17 protein-coding genes are annotated in these 16,214 nt (G+C 58.7%); 12 read left to right on the top strand and 5 right to left on the bottom strand.

From position 1 onward, the window contains the following. Positions 1–115: 115 nt before the first annotated feature. Positions 116–874, top strand: a complete 759-nt coding sequence (locus tag BMW74_RS15980) for an SDR family oxidoreductase (RefSeq protein WP_093423007.1) — start codon at positions 116–118, stop codon at positions 872–874. 133 nt (positions 875–1,007) lie between these two features. Here BMW74_RS15980 and apbC read toward each other — a convergent pair whose 3' ends face one another. Beyond that, positions 1,008–2,102 (bottom strand): iron-sulfur cluster carrier protein ApbC, encoded by a 1,095-nt coding sequence (gene apbC / locus BMW74_RS15985; RefSeq protein WP_093423012.1) that lies wholly within the window; start codon positions 2,100–2,102, stop codon positions 1,008–1,010. 153 nt (positions 2,103–2,255) lie between these two features. Here apbC and metG point away from each other — a divergent pair, with 153 nt between their 5' ends. From metG to BMW74_RS16025, 8 genes are all read left to right on the top strand, one after another. Next, positions 2,256–4,307 (top strand): methionine--tRNA ligase, encoded by a 2,052-nt coding sequence (metG, locus tag BMW74_RS15990; RefSeq protein ID WP_093423017.1) that lies wholly within the window; start codon positions 2,256–2,258, stop codon positions 4,305–4,307. A gap of 116 nt (positions 4,308–4,423) precedes the next feature. After that, complete coding sequence (locus BMW74_RS15995) at positions 4,424–4,999, top strand: electron transport complex protein RnfA (RefSeq protein ID WP_093423021.1); 576 nt, start codon at positions 4,424–4,426, stop codon at positions 4,997–4,999. Then, positions 4,996–6,018 carry an electron transport complex subunit RsxB gene (gene rsxB, locus BMW74_RS16000; RefSeq protein ID WP_093423026.1) on the top strand — a complete coding sequence of 341 codons (1,023 nt, stop codon included), beginning with the start codon at positions 4,996–4,998 and terminating at the stop codon, positions 6,016–6,018. Before BMW74_RS15995 ends, rsxB begins: the two co-directional genes overlap by 4 nt. Then, positions 6,005–7,003, top strand: coding sequence for an RnfABCDGE type electron transport complex subunit D (locus BMW74_RS16005; protein WP_093423031.1), 999 nt, complete (start codon positions 6,005–6,007; stop codon positions 7,001–7,003). The genes rsxB and BMW74_RS16005 overlap by 14 nt, the downstream gene beginning before the upstream one ends. Beyond that, positions 7,000–7,605, top strand: coding sequence for an RnfABCDGE type electron transport complex subunit G (locus BMW74_RS16010; protein ID WP_093423036.1), 606 nt, complete (start codon positions 7,000–7,002; stop codon positions 7,603–7,605). Before BMW74_RS16005 ends, BMW74_RS16010 begins: the two co-directional genes overlap by 4 nt. Next, complete coding sequence (locus BMW74_RS16015) at positions 7,602–8,168, top strand: Rnf-Nqr domain containing protein (protein WP_093423040.1); 567 nt, start codon at positions 7,602–7,604, stop codon at positions 8,166–8,168. The genes BMW74_RS16010 and BMW74_RS16015 overlap by 4 nt, the downstream gene beginning before the upstream one ends. A 25-nt stretch (positions 8,169–8,193) precedes the next feature. Continuing rightward, positions 8,194–8,832, top strand: a complete 639-nt coding sequence (nth, locus tag BMW74_RS16020) for an endonuclease III (protein WP_093423047.1) — start codon at positions 8,194–8,196, stop codon at positions 8,830–8,832. A gap of 107 nt (positions 8,833–8,939) precedes the next feature. Continuing rightward, complete coding sequence (locus BMW74_RS16025; RefSeq protein WP_093423051.1) at positions 8,940–9,119, top strand: PA3496 family putative envelope integrity protein; 180 nt, start codon at positions 8,940–8,942, stop codon at positions 9,117–9,119. Positions 9,120–9,330: 211 nt separating this feature from the next. Here the strand turns inward: BMW74_RS16025 and BMW74_RS16030 are convergent, their stop codons facing one another. Then, a complete protein-coding gene (locus BMW74_RS16030; protein ID WP_093423055.1) occupies positions 9,331–9,957 on the bottom strand; it encodes a response regulator transcription factor in 627 nt (208 codons plus the stop codon). Positions 9,958–10,487: 530 nt separating this feature from the next. Between BMW74_RS16030 and BMW74_RS16035 the strand changes: the two genes are divergently transcribed. Next, the gene (locus BMW74_RS16035) at positions 10,488–11,264 is read left to right on the top strand and encodes a hypothetical protein (RefSeq protein WP_093423059.1); all 777 of its coding nucleotides are present in this window, start codon (positions 10,488–10,490) and stop codon (positions 11,262–11,264) included. Between the two features lie 148 nt (positions 11,265–11,412). Here BMW74_RS16035 and BMW74_RS16040 read toward each other — a convergent pair whose 3' ends face one another. Together BMW74_RS16040 and BMW74_RS16045 are read right to left on the bottom strand one after the other, a co-directional pair. Next, complete coding sequence (locus BMW74_RS16040) at positions 11,413–12,630, bottom strand: argininosuccinate synthase (protein ID WP_017738284.1); 1,218 nt, start codon at positions 12,628–12,630, stop codon at positions 11,413–11,415. Between the two features lie 129 nt (positions 12,631–12,759). After that, positions 12,760–13,668 carry a flagellar protein MotY gene (locus BMW74_RS16045; protein ID WP_093423062.1) on the bottom strand — a complete coding sequence of 303 codons (909 nt, stop codon included), beginning with the start codon at positions 13,666–13,668 and terminating at the stop codon, positions 12,760–12,762. A gap of 156 nt (positions 13,669–13,824) precedes the next feature. Between BMW74_RS16045 and pyrC the strand changes: the two genes are divergently transcribed. Together pyrC and rnt are read left to right on the top strand one after the other, a co-directional pair. Continuing rightward, on the top strand, positions 13,825–14,871 hold the full coding sequence (gene pyrC / locus BMW74_RS16050) for a dihydroorotase (RefSeq protein ID WP_093423065.1): 1,047 nt from the start codon (positions 13,825–13,827) through the stop codon (positions 14,869–14,871). Beyond that, a complete protein-coding gene (gene rnt, locus BMW74_RS16055) occupies positions 14,868–15,539 on the top strand; it encodes a ribonuclease T (RefSeq protein ID WP_093423068.1) in 672 nt (223 codons plus the stop codon). Before pyrC ends, rnt begins: the two co-directional genes overlap by 4 nt. Positions 15,540–15,610: 71 nt before the next feature. Here the strand turns inward: rnt and BMW74_RS16060 are convergent, their stop codons facing one another. Further along, positions 15,611–16,213 carry a peroxiredoxin gene (locus BMW74_RS16060; RefSeq protein WP_093423072.1) on the bottom strand — a complete coding sequence of 201 codons (603 nt, stop codon included), beginning with the start codon at positions 16,211–16,213 and terminating at the stop codon, positions 15,611–15,613. Position 16,214: the final 1 nt, after the last annotated feature.

Below are 16,214 nucleotides of genomic sequence, written 5' to 3' on the forward strand. Positions count from 1 at the left end.
AGAAAGTTCCAGCAACGCCGTCGGGGGCAATTCTCATGTGCAACCAGGCCATGCCTGGCGCGGATCGAGAGGCTCGCGAGAGGAGACCACTTCGACCTGCAATTGGGGCATGCGAATGCAACTCACTGACAAAGTAATCATTATCACGGGCGGTTGCCAGGGCTTAGGCCGTTCGATGGCCGAGTATTTCGCGGCAAAGGGCGCGAAGCTGGCGCTGGTGGACCTCAATCAGGAGAAACTCGACGCCGCCGTGGCAGCCTGCCAGGCCCTCGGCGCGCAAGCCAGGGCCTACCTGTGCAACGTCGCCAATGAAGAACAAGTGACGCACATGGTCACCCAGGTCGCCGAAGACTTCGGCGCGATCCACGGCCTGATCAACAACGCCGGGATTCTGCGTGACGGCCTGCTGATCAAGGTCAAGGACGGTGAGATGACCACGATGAGCCTGGCCCAGTGGCAGGCGGTGATCGACGTCAACCTGACCGGCGTGTTCCTGTGCACCCGCGAAGTGGCGGCGAAGATGATCGAGTTCAAGAACAGTGGCACGATCATCAACATCTCCTCGATCTCCCGTGCCGGCAACGTCGGCCAGACCAACTACTCCGCCGCCAAGGCCGGCGTGGCCGCCGCGACTGTGACCTGGGCCAAGGAGCTGGCGCGCTACGGCATTCGGGTCGCCGGCATTGCCCCAGGCTTCATCGAAACCGAGATGACCCTGGGCATGAAGCCCGAGGCACTGGAGAAAATGACCGCTGGCATCCCGCTCAAGCGCATGGGCAAGCCCGAAGAGATCGCCCATTCGGCGGCGTACATTTTCGAGAACGACTACTACACCGGCCGGATCCTGGAAATGGATGGCGGCTTGCGCATTTAAAGCCCCCCAGAAGCAACTGTGGGAGCGGGCTTGCTCGCGAAGGCGATAAATCAGTCAACTTATTGGTTGAATGACACACCGTTTTCGCGAGCAAGCCCGCTCCCACAATTGATCAGCGTTTATCTGGCGAAAATCAATCGTCGCTGACGCTGATGTTCGGCATCGCTGGCGTTGCCGCCTCTTGCAGCACGATCCGTGCGCCGACGTGGCGGGCCAGGTCCTGGTAGACCATGGCGATCTGGCTGTCGGGCTCTGCGATCACCGTAGGCTTGCCGCCATCGGCCTGCTCGCGGATCAGCATCGACAGTGGCAGCGATGCCAGCAACTCGACGCCATACTGGCTGGCCAGCTTCTCGCCGCCGCCTTCCCCGAACAGATGCTCAGCATGCCCACAGTTGGAGCAGATGTGCACGGCCATGTTTTCCACCACGCCCAGCACGGGAATGTTGACCTTGCGGAACATCTCCACGCCTTTGCGTGCATCGAGCAAGGCCAGGTCCTGCGGCGTGGTGACGATGACCGCACCGGCGACCGGGACTTTCTGCGCCAGGGTCAACTGAATGTCGCCGGTGCCTGGCGGCATGTCGACCACCAGGTAGTCCAGGTCGCCCCAGGCGGTCTGTGTCACCAGTTGCAGCAAGGCGCCGGAGACCATCGGACCGCGCCAGACCATCGGCGTGTTGTCGTCGGTCAGGAACGCCATGGACATCACTTCGACGCCATGGGCCTCGATTGGCACGAACCACTTCTGGTCCTTGATCTTCGGCCGGGTGCCTTCGGCGATGCCAAACATGATGCCCTGGCTCGGACCATAGATATCGGCGTCGAGAATCCCGACCTTGGCGCCTTCGCGGGCCAATGCCAGCGCCAGGTTGGCCGCCGTGGTGGACTTGCCCACCCCACCCTTGCCGGACGCCACGGCCACCACGTTCTTGACGTTGGCCAGGCCGGGGATCTGCGCCTGGGCCTTGTGCGCGGCAATCACGCTGGTGACGTTGACCCGGGCCGTCACGACGCCTTCCAGGTTTTCGATCGCCAGTTGCAACAACTGCGCCCAGCCACTCTTGAACAGGCCTGCGGCGTAACCCAGTTCCAGTTCGACGGTGACACGGTCGCCCTGGATGTCGATGCTGCGCAGGCAACCCGCGCTGATCGGATCCTGGTTCATGTAAGGGTCGGTGTACTGGCGAAGGACGGCTTCCACCGCTGCGCGATTGACGGCGCTCATGGGCAACTCCGATAGCAAGACTTGAAAAGGATGGCCGCTATCGTACCTGTTCCACACGTCCGGCGGCATGCCTGGCAATGATTTGCAGGGGTGAAATATCTTTCCCGGCGCTTTATAGTGGCCGACCTCCGTTTCATCAAGTAGCCGAGCCCCATGTCCGAGCCACGCAAGATCCTCGTCACCAGCGCCCTGCCCTATGCCAATGGTTCAATCCACCTTGGCCATATGCTTGAGTACATCCAGACCGATATGTGGGTGCGCTTCCAGAAGCATCGCGGCAATCAATGCACCTATGTCTGCGCGGACGACGCCCACGGTTCGGCCATCATGCTGCGCGCAGAAAAGGAAGGCATCACCCCCGAGCAGTTGATCGCCAACGTCCAGGCCGAGCACAGCGCCGACTTTGCCGAGTTCCTGGTGGACTTCGACAACTTCCACTCCACTCACGCCGAAGAAAACCGTGAGCTGTCGAGCCAGATCTACCTGAAGCTGCGTGACGCCGGGCACATTGCCACGCGCTCGATCACCCAGTATTTCGACCCAGAAAAGAAAATGTTCCTGGCCGACCGCTTCATCAAGGGCACCTGCCCGAAATGTGGCACCGAAGACCAGTACGGCGACAACTGCGAAAAATGTGGCGCCACCTACGCGCCCACCGACCTGAAGGATCCGAAGTCGGCAATCTCTGGCGCCACGCCGGTGCTCAAGGATTCCCAGCACTTCTTCTTCAAGCTGCCGGACTTCCAGCAGATGCTGCAGGAGTGGACCCGCAGCGGCACCCTGCAAGACGCGGTCGCGAACAAGCTCGCCGAATGGCTGGACGTCGGCCTGCAACAGTGGGACATCTCCCGCGATGCGCCGTACTTTGGCTTTGAGATCCCGGACGAGCCAGGCAAGTATTTCTATGTGTGGCTGGACGCGCCGATTGGCTACATGGCCAGCTTCAAGAACCTCTGTGCCCGTCGTCCCGACCTGGACTTCGACGCGTTCTGGGCCAAGGACTCCACCACCGAGCTGTACCACTTCATCGGCAAGGACATCGTCAATTTCCATGCCCTGTTCTGGCCAGCCATGCTCGAAGGCGCGGGCTACCGCAAGCCGACGGCCATCAACGTCCACGGCTACCTGACCGTCAACGGCCAGAAAATGTCCAAGTCCCGCGGCACCTTCATCAAGGCCCGGACCTACCTGGACCACCTGTCGCCGGAATACCTGCGCTACTACTACGCCTCCAAGCTGGGCCGTGGCGTCGACGACCTGGACCTGAACCTCGAAGACTTCGTGCAGAAGGTCAACTCCGACCTGGTGGGCAAGGTCGTCAACATTGCCAGCCGCTGCGCAGGCTTCATCCACAAAGGCAATGCCGGCGTGCTGGTGGCCGTCGATGCGGCGCCAGAGCTGACCGAAGCATTCCTGGCGGCCGCGCCAAGCATTGCCGAGGCCTATGAAGCGCGCGACTTCTCACGCGCCATGCGCGAAATCATGGGCCTGGCCGACCGGGCCAACGCCTGGATCGCCGACAAGGCACCGTGGTCGCTGAACAAACAGGAAGGCAAGCAGGATGAAGTCCAGGCCATCTGCGCCACGGGCGTCAACCTGTTCCGCCAGTTGGTGATCTTCCTCAAGCCGGTGCTGCCGCTGCTGGCCGCCGATGCCGAGGCGTTCCTCAACGTCGCGCCACTGACCTGGAACGACCACACGACCTTGCTCGCCGATCATCAGTTGAACGAGTTCAAGCCTCTGATGACCCGCATCGACCCGGTCAAGGTCCAAGCCATGACCGACGCCTCGAAAGAAGACCTCGTCGCCAGCCAGACCGACACCGGCACTGCGGCCCCTCAAGGCAACGGTGAACTGGCCAAGGATCCGCTGTCGGCGGAAATCGAATTCGACGCCTTTGCCGCGGTTGACCTGCGCGTGGCACTGATCCTCAAGGCCGAAGCCGTGGAAGGTGCCGACAAGCTGCTGCGCCTGACCCTGGATATCGGTGATGAGCAACGCAACGTGTTCTCTGGCATCAAGAGCGCCTACCCGGACCCAGCCAAGCTGGAAGGTCGCCTGACGATGATGATCGCCAACCTCAAGCCGCGCAAAATGCGCTTCGGTATCTCCGAAGGCATGGTCATGGCGGCCGGTCCTGGCGGCGAGGAAATCTACCTGCTGAGCCCGGACAGCGGCGCCAAGCCGGGTCAGCGCATCAAGTAAGCGACTGGCTGAACCCATCCCACCGTCGTGCACAACCGCGACGGTGGGATTTTCATATCTGCAGCCCCCATACTGCCTACTCTTTCAGATAGGCCCTTCGCTCAACCGGCACGCCCATGACCGACTTCCTGCTTACGCTCATCAGCACCGCCCTGATCAACAACGTCGTGTTGCAGTGGCCGCTAGGCGTCGATCCGTTGCTGCAGGTAACGGATGAACGGCGACAGGTGCATGCCCTGGGCTTTGCAACAACGTGCCTGATGCTGCTCAGCGGCGTGCTGGGCTATACGGCCTATCACTGGCTGCTTGCGCCGCTGGGGCTGAGCGCCCTGTACCTGTTTGTGTTTTTACCCCTGAGTGTCTTGCTGATCCAGCCGCTGCTCACACAACTGGCACGCGCCCTGCCCTCATGGCCATTCAACGGCCTATGGCCCTTGCTGCTGGGTAACGCTGGTGTACTGGGGCTAAGTTTGCTGGGGATGCAGAGTGACAAGGGCCTGGCCTGGCAAGTTGCCTTGAGCCTGGGCGCCGGTCTCGGCTTTTGGCTGGTGCTGGGCCTGTTCAGCGATCTGCGCCAACGCACACTCAATCACGATGTGCCTCTGCCCTTTCGTGGCCTGCCGATCGACTTGATCAGCGCCGGGCTGATCGCGGTGGCATTTCTCGGCTTCAACGGACTGATCAAGACATGAGTCTGATTCAACACATCGACGCCCTACTGCCGCAGACCCAATGCGGCAAATGTGGCCACCCAGGATGCCAGCCCTACGCTGAAGGCATCGCCAATGGCGAGGCCATCAACAAGTGCCCACCGGGCGGGCGCGAAACCATCGCCGCCCTGGCCGAGCTGCTGAACGTGCCGGTTCTGGAACTGGACATCAGCCGTGGCCCGGCCCCGGCGCAGATTGCGTTCATCCGCGAGGCGGAATGCATCGGCTGCACCAAATGCATCCAGGCATGCCCGATCGACGCCATTGTCGGCGCGGCAAAGTTGATGCACACCGTGATCATCGACGAATGCACCGGTTGCGACCTGTGCGTCGCACCGTGCCCGGTGGACTGCATCGAAATGCGCCCGCTGACGGGCACGCCGGTACTGCCGATTGTCGGCGGCCTGGCCGTAACGCCAGAAGACCTGCAAGCGCGAACCCGCAAACGCAATCACGCCCGTCAACGCTTCGAGCAACGTAACGCGCGCCTGCACCGGGAGGAACAACAAAAGATCGCCGAACGCGCTGCCCGGGCGAAAAATCCGGTGCACCCCAGCGACACGGCCAACAACCCCGTGCTGGACGCTATCGCCCGCGTCCAGGCCCAAAAGGCCGAAACCGCCGACGCCGCACTGAAAAAAGCCAAGATCAACGTGGCGATGAGCCGGGCGCAACTGCACAAGTCGCTGAAAGCGTTCGGGCATCCGCCGACATTCGAGCAGCAAGCGCAGTTGATCACGCTTGCGCAACAACTTGACGCTGCAGAGCTCGCGCTGCACACCGCCGAAGACGCCAGCGAGAAGCCAGCACCGCAACTGGTCCGCATCGAAAAGCGCCCGATCGATCCGCAACTCAGGCAACTCAAGACTGAGTTGGCCTACGCCCGCGCCGACTTGAGCAAACTTGAACGCCAGGCGAACACCCCCACCGAGTTGCTGGACAAGGCCCGCGCCCGACTCGATGAAGCGCAGCGCCAGGTGAATGATCATGCCGCCCCTTGAAGCCGTCGATGATCGCCTGCAACAGGCGATGAAACGGGTGTTGCTGGCCACCGTGCCGGGCATGCTGGTGATGTTCTGGCTGTTTGGCTGGGGAGTCCTGATCAATCTGCTACTGGCCTGTAGCAGTGCGCTGGCGGTCGAGGCTGCGGTGTTGCGGTTGCGTAACCGCCCGCTCAGGCCATCGCTGCTCGATGCAAGTGCGCTGGTCAGCGCCACCCTGCTGGCGCTGGCGTTGCCGCCCTATTGCCCGTGGTGGTTGACCGTCTGCGCGGCGATGTTCGCGATGGTGTTCGGCAAGCACCTGTATGGCGGCGTGGGCAAGAACCCGTTCAATCCGGCCATGCTCGGTTTTGCCTTGGTACTGGTGTGCTTTCCACAACACATGACCCTGTGGCCAGCGCCCCACGCCATGAATCTGCTCGATGGCCTGCAACAGGTTTTCGGCCTCGACTTCAGCGGCACCGAGCGACCTGATGCCTGGTCCCAGGCCACCGCCCTGGATAGCCTGCGGATCAACAAGAGCCTGACCATGGATGAGCTTTTTAACGCTAATCCAGCGTTTGGCCACGTAGGCGGCAAAGGGATTGAATGGGTCAACCTGGCGTTTCTCGCCGGTGGCGCATTCCTGCTGCAACAACGGGTGTTCAGTTGGCACGCGCCAGCCGGCATGCTCGGCAGCCTGTTTGTGATCAGCCTGCTGTGCTGGAACGGCTCAGGCTCCGACTCTCACGGCTCACCGCTGTTTCACCTGCTGACGGGCGCCACCATGCTCGGAGCATTCTTTATCGTGACCGAGCCCGTATCCGGGGCGAAAAGCCCCAAGGCTCGACTGCTGTTCGGCGCGGGCGTGGGTCTTTTGACTTACTTGATACGAACCTGGGGCGGTTATCCCGACGGGGTGGCCTTTGCCGTGTTGCTGATGAACCTGTGCGTGCCTGCCCTGGAACGCCTTTTCGCGGAACAACCAGAGCGGCGCACACCATGAAGCGGACCCTCAGCCTGCTGGTCCTGGTGATACTGATCGCCATCGGTGCGTGCATGACGGTTCTGCTGCAGCGAACGGTGGCACCTCGTATCGCGGCCGAGCAGCGCTTGATCGAAAGCCGCAACCTGCTGGACATGCTGCCCGCCGAACGCTACGACAATCACCCCTTGGACCAGCCGCTCCCCTTCAAGAATGTCGAGTTGCGCAACAGCACGCTGCTGGGGGGATACCTGGCCACACTGGCCGGCAAACCCAGCGCGGTGATACTGCAAAGTCGGGTACTGGGTCACGAGGCAGCGATTGACCTGCTGATCGTCATCGATAGCCACGGCAGGTTGCTGGGGGTCAAAACCCTCAAGCAGGCAGAAACCCCAGGACTGGGTGGAAAAATCGCCGCCTGGCCCAATGCCTGGCTCGGCAGTTTTTCCGGCAAGTCGCTGGCTGATCCCAACGATAGCGGTTGGGCATTGAAGAAAGATCAGGGACAGTTCGATCAATTGGCAGGCGCAACCGTCACCTCGCGCGCGGTCATCAACGCGATTCATGATGGATTACGCTATTTCGACGAACATCAGCCGCAGTGGCTGGGGAGCGGGCAATGAACAGAACGTCATTGCTGCAGGGGTCGGTGATGCTGGCACCGCTGATCGGGGCCAGCGACTCATTGGTTGGCGCCGTGGGCCTGTCGCTGCTGTCGCTGCTGATCATCAGCATCTACGGGATGAAAATGAGGGTGCTGCGACCGCGAATTATCCCGCCTTTGCAGTTACTCACCAGCATCGTGCTCGCCGCCGCGCTGACCAGTTTCGCCGCGCTGGCGCTACAGGCCTGGTCGCTGGAGCTGCATCGACAACTGGGCATCTACATTGCGCTGATCGCCCTGCAATGCGTGGCGCTGGAGCACAACGGTTTCTTCACTCGAACCCATCTCCCCGGACAACTGCGCCTGGCCATGGTGTTCGCCTCGCTGATGGTTGTTCTGGGCATCTTGCGCGAAGCACTCGGCAGAAGGTCATTTGCCGCCGGCATACCGTGGCTGACGGATAGCGCCCTTGCCACGGATGGTGGCATACGGTTGGCGGTCATCGCCCCGGGCGGATTCATCCTGCTGGGCCTGCTTTTGGCGGCGATACGAGCACGGCCTGGTCACTCCACTTCACCCTGAACGCCTTCAAGGAACCGCTCTGCCCATGAACGCTGCAAAACGTCTGGAAATTTTCCGCCGGTGGCACGAAGACAATCCGGAGCCCAAAACCGAACTGGCCTACTCATCGCCCTTCGAACTGCTGATCGCCGTGATTCTCTCCGCGCAGTCCACAGACGTCGGTGTCAACAAGGCCACGGCCAAGTTGTTCCCGGTGGCCAACACACCTGCAGCGATTCATGCGCTTGGCGTCGAGGGGTTGTCCGAGTACATCAAGACGATTGGCCTCTATAACAGCAAGGCCAAGAACGTCATCGAGACCTGCCGCCTGTTGGTCGAGCGGCATGGCGGTGAAGTCCCGCAGACCCGCGAAGCGCTGGAAGCCTTGCCCGGCGTAGGCAGAAAGACCGCAAACGTCGTGCTCAACACCGCATTTCGCCAGCTGACCATGGCCGTCGACACCCATATTTTTCGAGTCAGCAACCGGACGGGGCTCGCGCCAGGCAAGAACGTCGTCGAGGTTGAAGCCAAGCTGATGAAGTTCGTGCCCAAGGAGTTTCTACTCGATGCGCACCACTGGCTCATCCTGCATGGCCGCTACGTGTGTATTGCTCGCAAGCCGCGCTGCGGGAGCTGCAGGATCGAAGACCTGTGCGAGTACAAGCAAAAGACCTCTGACGATTGAGCCACTATTGCTGTTATTGATTTATCGATTGAAAAAATCTTTTTTACCCGACAGAGGATTGTCGATATAAGGGGCGCCAATGGCAGTCTTAGTCTGGAGTTGACCTTATGAGCAACGGCAAAGAACAACTGGACGTAGAAGACGACTTCCCCCCTGTTGAGGCCGATGATGCAGAGCCGGTGGCTGAGGTGGCAAAGACCAACCTGAGCAAGCGTCGTACCATCGATAATCTTCTCGACGAGCGCCGCCTGAAAAAGCAGTTGACCGATTACGACTTTGACCTTTAACCATTGAAAGCCTCCCGCACCGGAGGCTTTCATCAAGCGCTCACCTGCTGAAAACGGCTGCTCGGTGCATTCGCGAGGGCAATCAATTCAGACTCAACGAACCCGCAACAGGTCGTTGAGCGGGGTGAGGCACCTGATTTTTCGAACGATCTCCAGACCGGTGCCCCCGCAATCCGTCACTGTGCGCGACACAGAATGCCAACCAACAAACTCAAACAAGGCCATTGCGCTGTGCCAGTTCGATCAGATCAACCAATGATCGAGCATTGAGCTTCAGGAGCAAACGTGTCTTGTAAGTACTGACGGTCTTGTTGCTGAGAAACATACCGTCGGCGATTTCCTTGTTGGTTTTGCCTCGGGCCAACTGCTGCAGCACCATCATCTCCCTGCCGGAAAGACGCTCCACCATGTCTGCCTCACTTGCATTGCCCAAACTTGAGCGCACCGAGTGCAACGCCTGATTGGGAAAGTAACTGTACCCGGACAGCACCGCTTTGATCGCACTGAGTAACTCAGTAAGGTCCTGCTGTTTGCAGACATACCCAGCGGCCCCGGTTTGCATGCAACGCATTGAAAAATGCCCCGGAGTCTGCGCGGTCAAAATCAGTACTTTTATTGGCATGACCATAGAAGATAAACGAGCCATGACTTCCAGCCCGTCAAGTTTCGGAATACCTATATCCAGTATTACGATATCCGGCGTTTGTTCGCGAGCAAGTTGCAAGGCATCTACGCCGTTATCCGTCTCAGCAACAACTTCGTAGCCATGACGTTCCATAAGCATACGTACAGCAAGACGAATGACGGGGTGATCATCCACGATCAGCACTTTATTCATGGGCAAGTCCAATTTTCGCTGTTCGAATTTTTAGAGCACGCACAATAGCGTAGTCGCTTACACCTTGGGATGCTGACCACCCCGGCCAGCCACACCAAAAGACAATCCCTACAAACATAAAGGAATTACCCTACAAGAATTCACAAAAAACTATGTCTCTTAAAGTTTAATAGCACCCACGCCCCATTCCTGGCCGGCTGTTCAGCTCACCTTACAAACTGCCAGACGATCTATCTACGCACACTTCAGCGCAACATTTTCTCTGCCTTGATCTACCATTAACACTAGACACCAAGATCTGCCCAGCGCTCACATCGGAGTAGCACCCATAACTTTCATACCCATAGAAACAAATAGAAAACCTTAACTACCCACAACCACAGCGTAAAAAATATAACTTAAAAACGTCAACAAGATCAGACTAAATAACACTTCAAACAGCACCACCCCACAAATCAACTCAAACCCAAAACCACAAACAACCCTCAACACCCCAGCAATGAGCACAAATACAACCGGACCAAAGAAATATGAAAATACCTAAAAAAAAAGCTATCAACCCAATGGCAATTATTGCGATATTCGCGACACTTTCAGAAACGTCTGCAGCGATATCATTACCCTTTCTTGATAACCAAGAGCGCCAGATCTATATATGGTTCTTGATCAGCTTCCCTTTTTACTTGCTGTTTCTGTTCTTTATAACACTCAACTTTAATTACAAGTCCCTGTATGCACCTTCCGACTTTCAAAAGAGCAAACAGTTTTTAAAGGTTATCGATGATGCCGCCCGAACGGAAAAGAACAAGGACTCCCTCGCCCTTGAACCGCGTGACAACGATTTATCGGCGGCCTCTGGCAAGGCATACGCCGAGTCGCTGACGAAAAAACATCAGGGCCACACGCACCTGAAAGGAAAACCCGATTACCTGCTGCAAAGCCTGCAAGACCCACCCGATGGTCATGTATCCACGCTCGGTGATGTGTCCGCCCAACTCCAGATGTCACGACTCACCTCGGTGGACTGCCTGCACATCATCGACGCGCGCTGGTTGCGAAAAAAAAAGCACATCAGCAGCCTGATGGAGAGAATCGACAAGGGTGGGAACAACAAAAAAATGGTGGTCGTGTTTCTTACCTGCTCGGAATCGGAGCACTTGCTGAATGAAAAAGCACTCAACAAATCAGGCGCAAGCATTCTTCGCAGCAAGGATTTTGCGTGCTTGACGTACAACCTGAGTACGCAGGCTGTCACGGAGATTCGCCGAAGCCGGAATCCATCGAGCAACGAACAGCACGATAAATGACTTCGTAAAAGCACTGATGGGAAACAAGCGTGAGGCGCAGAAACGAATGTTTCAGCCTCTGAGAGATGGATTCAAAACACAGACTTTCGACCCCATTGTGGCCGCGCACAGTAAAGCGCGGCCACAATTGAGTCTCACGACAAACGCATCAAAACAACTTGCGGCCTTTGTTGGCGGCAATGCGCATGCGCAATGCATTGAGCTTGATGAAGCCAGCTGCATCAGCCTGATTGTAGGCGCCGCCATCCTCTTCGAAGGTAGCAATGTTGGCGTCGAACAACGACTCATCGGACTTGCGACCGGTCACGATCACATTCCCTTTGTACAGTTTCAGACGAACCACGCCGTTCACGTGTGCCTGGGAAGCGTCGATCATTTGTTGCAGCATCAGACGCTCAGGGCTCCACCAGTAACCGGTGTAGATCAGGCTGGCGTACTTAGGCATCAACTCGTCTTTGAGGTGAGCCACTTCGCGGTCCAGGGTGATCGACTCGATCGCACGGTGAGCACGCAGCATGATGGTGCCACCCGGTGTCTCGTAGCAGCCACGGGACTTCATGCCCACGTAACGGTTCTCGACGATGTCCAGGCGACCGATGCCGTGTTCGCCACCGATACGGTTGAGTGTCGCCAGCACAGTAGCCGGGGTCATCTCAACGCCGTCCAATGCAACGATGTCACCGTTGCGGTAGGTCAGTTCCAGGTACTGCGGCTTGTCAGGAGCGTTCTCCGGGGAGACGGTCCATTTCCACATGTCTTCTTCGTGTTCGGTCCAGGTATCTTCCAGCACGCCACCTTCATAGGAGATGTGCAGCAGGTTGGCGTCCATCGAGTACGGCGACTTTTTCTTGCCGTGGCGCTCGATCGGGATGGCGTGCTTTTCAGCGTAATCCATCAGCTTTTCACGGGACAGCAGGTCCCATTCACGCCAAGGAGCAATCACTTTCACGCCTGGCTTGAGTGCGTAGGCGCCCAGTTCGAAACGAACCTGGTCATTGCCCTTGCCGGTTGCGCCGTGAGAAATAGCGTCAGCGCCAGTTTCATTGGCGATTTCGATCAGGCGCTTGGCGATCAAAGGACGTGCGATGGAAGTACCCAGCAGGTACTCGCCTTCGTAAACGGTATTGGCGCGGAACATCGGGAATACGAAATCGCGCACGAACTCTTCGCGCAGGTCGTCGATGTAGATTTCTTTTACGCCCATGGCTTGTGCCTTGGCGCGAGCCGGTTCGACCTCTTCGCCCTGACCCAGGTCCGCCGTGAACGTCACCACTTCACAGTTATAAGTATCCTGCAGCCACTTGAGGATCACCGAAGTGTCCAGGCCGCCGGAATACGCCAGAACGACCTTGTTTACGTCCGCCATGCCATCACTCCACGGGGTTCTACGGAAAGCCGGGAAGTCTAACGCTGCATGAAGATAATTTACAGTGGCGCGACAGCTTATGACGACGAAGCGACAGATTATGTCGAGCGAGCGACGATTCCAGCGACCTCAGGAGGTCGCTGAAACACTGGCGCTCGATGTGACTTGCGGGGCCGGATTTGGTGCAGGTTCGACACGTTCAAGCTGCACACTGACCCGCCGATTTTTCGCTCGATTGGCGTTGTTGGTGTTGGGAGCCAGGGGGTATCGCTCGCCGTGAAAACGCAGGGTGATTTGCGACTCGGCAATGCCATTGGCCTTCAGGTAATCCATCACCGCCAGAGCCCTGCGTCGGGACAGGTCGCGATTGGTCAGGCGATTGCCACTGTTGTCTGAATGACCGTCGAGCTCGATATGATTGACCGTCGGGTCCGCCTTCATGAAGGCCAGCATCACCTGCAACTTGGCCTTGGCCTGGGCGTCCAGTTCAATCCCGCCCCCCGGGAAACCGACCGAGGCTTGCTTGACCTGTTCGTAATTCATGGGCAACAACTTGGCGACGCAGCCTTGGTAATCGGCGTAGGCCTTGTTGAACCTGACCGGCAGCAAGCGTACTTCCGATACCCGCCCGTCACGCGAGTGATGCCGGACCAAGGGGCTGCGGCCCTCTATCAAGCCACCAATGAGACGCCCGGCCTGAAACTGAGAACTGTTGAACAACACATCACCGCTGCCAAGCTTCACCGAGCCCAGGTTGATGTCTTCGCGCCCGGGCTGCCAGGGTGCCGCCGCCGCCAGCAGGGTCGCCGAACCGCCGGTGAGCATCGGGTTGTAGGCCTTGAGTCGAAAGGTCGCCTGCTCGCCCGCCCGCCGCACGAACTCGCCGGTACCAAAATCAGTAATCGGTTGTGCCAGGCGGCATTCGAACTTATCGCCCTCGACCTTCCACTCAATGCTCTCCAGGCGGGTCTGGAAAGTGAGCGCCATCGCAGGAAGGCTGGCAAACACGCTGAGCAAGGCTAAATAACGCTGGCGCACGGGAGGCTCCACTGGCTTCTACAACAAAAAGACCGACACACATATTTACGGCATACCCCCGGGATATCGGAAGCTTGTGGCAAAACTTGATAGCGAGTGCCTGCAAGAGTCTTTTCCGGTAGCATTCCCGTGAGTTTGACCCGCCTGGAATCCCCAATGTCCGACCGCCTGACCCTGCTGCGTCCCGACGACTGGCATATTCATCTTCGCGATGGTGCTGTGTTGCCTAATACTGTCGCGGATGTCGCGCGCACCTTTGGTCGCGCGATCATCATGCCCAACCTGGTACCACCGGTGCGAAACGCCGCTGAAGCCGACGCCTATCGCCAGCGCATTCTCGCTGCGCGCCCGGCCGGCAGCCGCTTCGAACCACTGATGGTGCTCTACCTGACCGACCGCACAAGCGCCGAGGAAATCCGCACGGCCAAGGCCAGCGGTTTCGTTCACGCTGCCAAACTGTACCCGGCCGGTGCGACCACCAACTCCGATTCTGGCGTAACCAGCATCGACAAGATTTTCCCGGCAATCGAAGCCATGGCTGAAGTTGGCATGCCGCTGCTGATTCATGGCGAGATCACCCGTGGCGACGTCGACGTGTTCGACCGCGAGAAAATCTTCATCGACGAGCATATGCGCCGTCTTGTAGAGCGTTTCCCGACGCTCAAGGTGGTGTTCGAACACATCACCACTGGCGATGCCGTGCAGTTCGTCAATGAAGCCTCGGCAAACGTGGGGGCCACCATCACCGCCCACCACTTGCTGTACAACCGCAACCACATGCTGGTTGGCGGGATTCGCCCGCATTTCTATTGCCTGCCGATCCTCAAGCGCAATACCCACCAGGCAGCTCTGCTTGACGCCGCTACCAGCGGCAGCGAGAAGTTCTTCCTGGGCACCGACTCGGCTCCCCATGCCCAGCACGCCAAAGAAGCCGCGTGTGGCTGTGCCGGTTGCTATACCGCCTATGCAGCCATCGAGATGTACGCCGAGGCGTTTGAACAACGCAATGCACTGGACAAGCTCGAAGCCTTCGCCAGCCTCAACGGCCCACGCTTCTACGGCCTGCCAGTGAACACCGATCGTATTACCCTGGTCCGCGAAGAGTGGACCGCCCCCGCCAGCCTGCCGTTTGGCGAGCTGACTGTCATCCCGCTGCGCGCCGGTGAAAAACTGCGCTGGCGCCTGCTGGAGGAACACCCGTGAGCGAAGACCATTACGACGACGAACAGGAAGGCCAGGGCAGTGGTTCGCGCCACCCCATGGCAGCCAGGTTCCGAGGCTACCTGCCGGTAGTGATCGACGTTGAAACCGGCGGTTTCAACTGTGCCACCGATGCCTTGCTGGAAATCGCCGCAACGACCATCAGCATGGACGAAAAGGGATTTGTGTTCCCTGATCACACCTACTTCTTCCGTGTCGAGCCCTTCGAGGGCGCCAACATCGAAGCGGCTGCCCTGGAGTTCACCGGGATCAAGCTCGATCACCCCTTGCGCATGGCCGTGAGTGAAGAAACAGCCTTGACCGATATCTTCCGCGGTGTGCGCAAGGCGCTGAAGGCCAACGGCTGCAAGCGAGCGATCCTGGTCGGCCACAACAGCAGCTTCGACCTGGGCTTCCTGAACGCCGCCGTCGCGCGCCTGGACATGAAGCGCAACCCGTTTCACCCGTTCTCCAGCTTCGACACGGCAACGCTGGCCGGCCTGGCTTACGGTCAAACCGTACTGGCCAAGGCCTGCCAGGCGGCGGACATCGATTTCGACGGTCGCGAGGCCCATTCGGCTCGCTACGACACCGAGAAAACCGCCGACCTGTTCTGCGGCATCGTCAACCGCTGGAAGCAAATGGGTGGCTGGGAAGACTTCAACGACTAATCACGTCGCCGGTTTCCAGCGCCCATAAAAAAACCGGACAATGTCCGGTTTTTTTATACCTTGAACGTGGCTTACAGCTTGCCAGCGTTCTCGGTCAGGTAGGCCGCAACACCTTCTGGCGAAGCGTTCATGCCTTTGTCGCCTTTTTTCCAGTTGGCTGGGCAAACTTCGCCGTGCTCTTCGTGGAATTGCAGGGCGTCGACCAGACGAATCAGCTCTTCCATGTTACGGCCCAGCGGCAGGTCGTTGATGATCTGCGAGCGGACAACGCCTTTGTCATCGATCAGGAATGCGCCACGGAACGCCACGCCGCCTTCGGACTCAACGTCGTAGGCCTTGGCGATGTCGTGCTTCATGTCGGCAGCCATGGTGTATTTGACTTTACCGATGCCGCCATCATTGATGGCGGTGTTGCGCCAGGCGTTGTGGGTGAAGTGGGAGTCGATGGAAACGGCTACGACTTCAACATTACGCGCCTTGAAATCGTCCATGCGGTGGTCCAGGGCGATCAACTCGGACGGGCAGACGAAGGTGAAGTCCAGTGGGTAGAAGAACACCAGGCCGTATTTGCCTTTGATGGCAGAGGACAGGGTGAAGCTGTCAACGATTTCGCCATTGCCGAGTACGGCCGGAACGGTGAAGTCAGGGGCTTGTTTGCCTACGAGTACGCTCATT

It is taken from the genome of Pseudomonas sp. ok272, from assembly GCF_900109995.1.
Lineage (GTDB): Bacteria > Pseudomonadota > Gammaproteobacteria > Pseudomonadales > Pseudomonadaceae > Aquipseudomonas.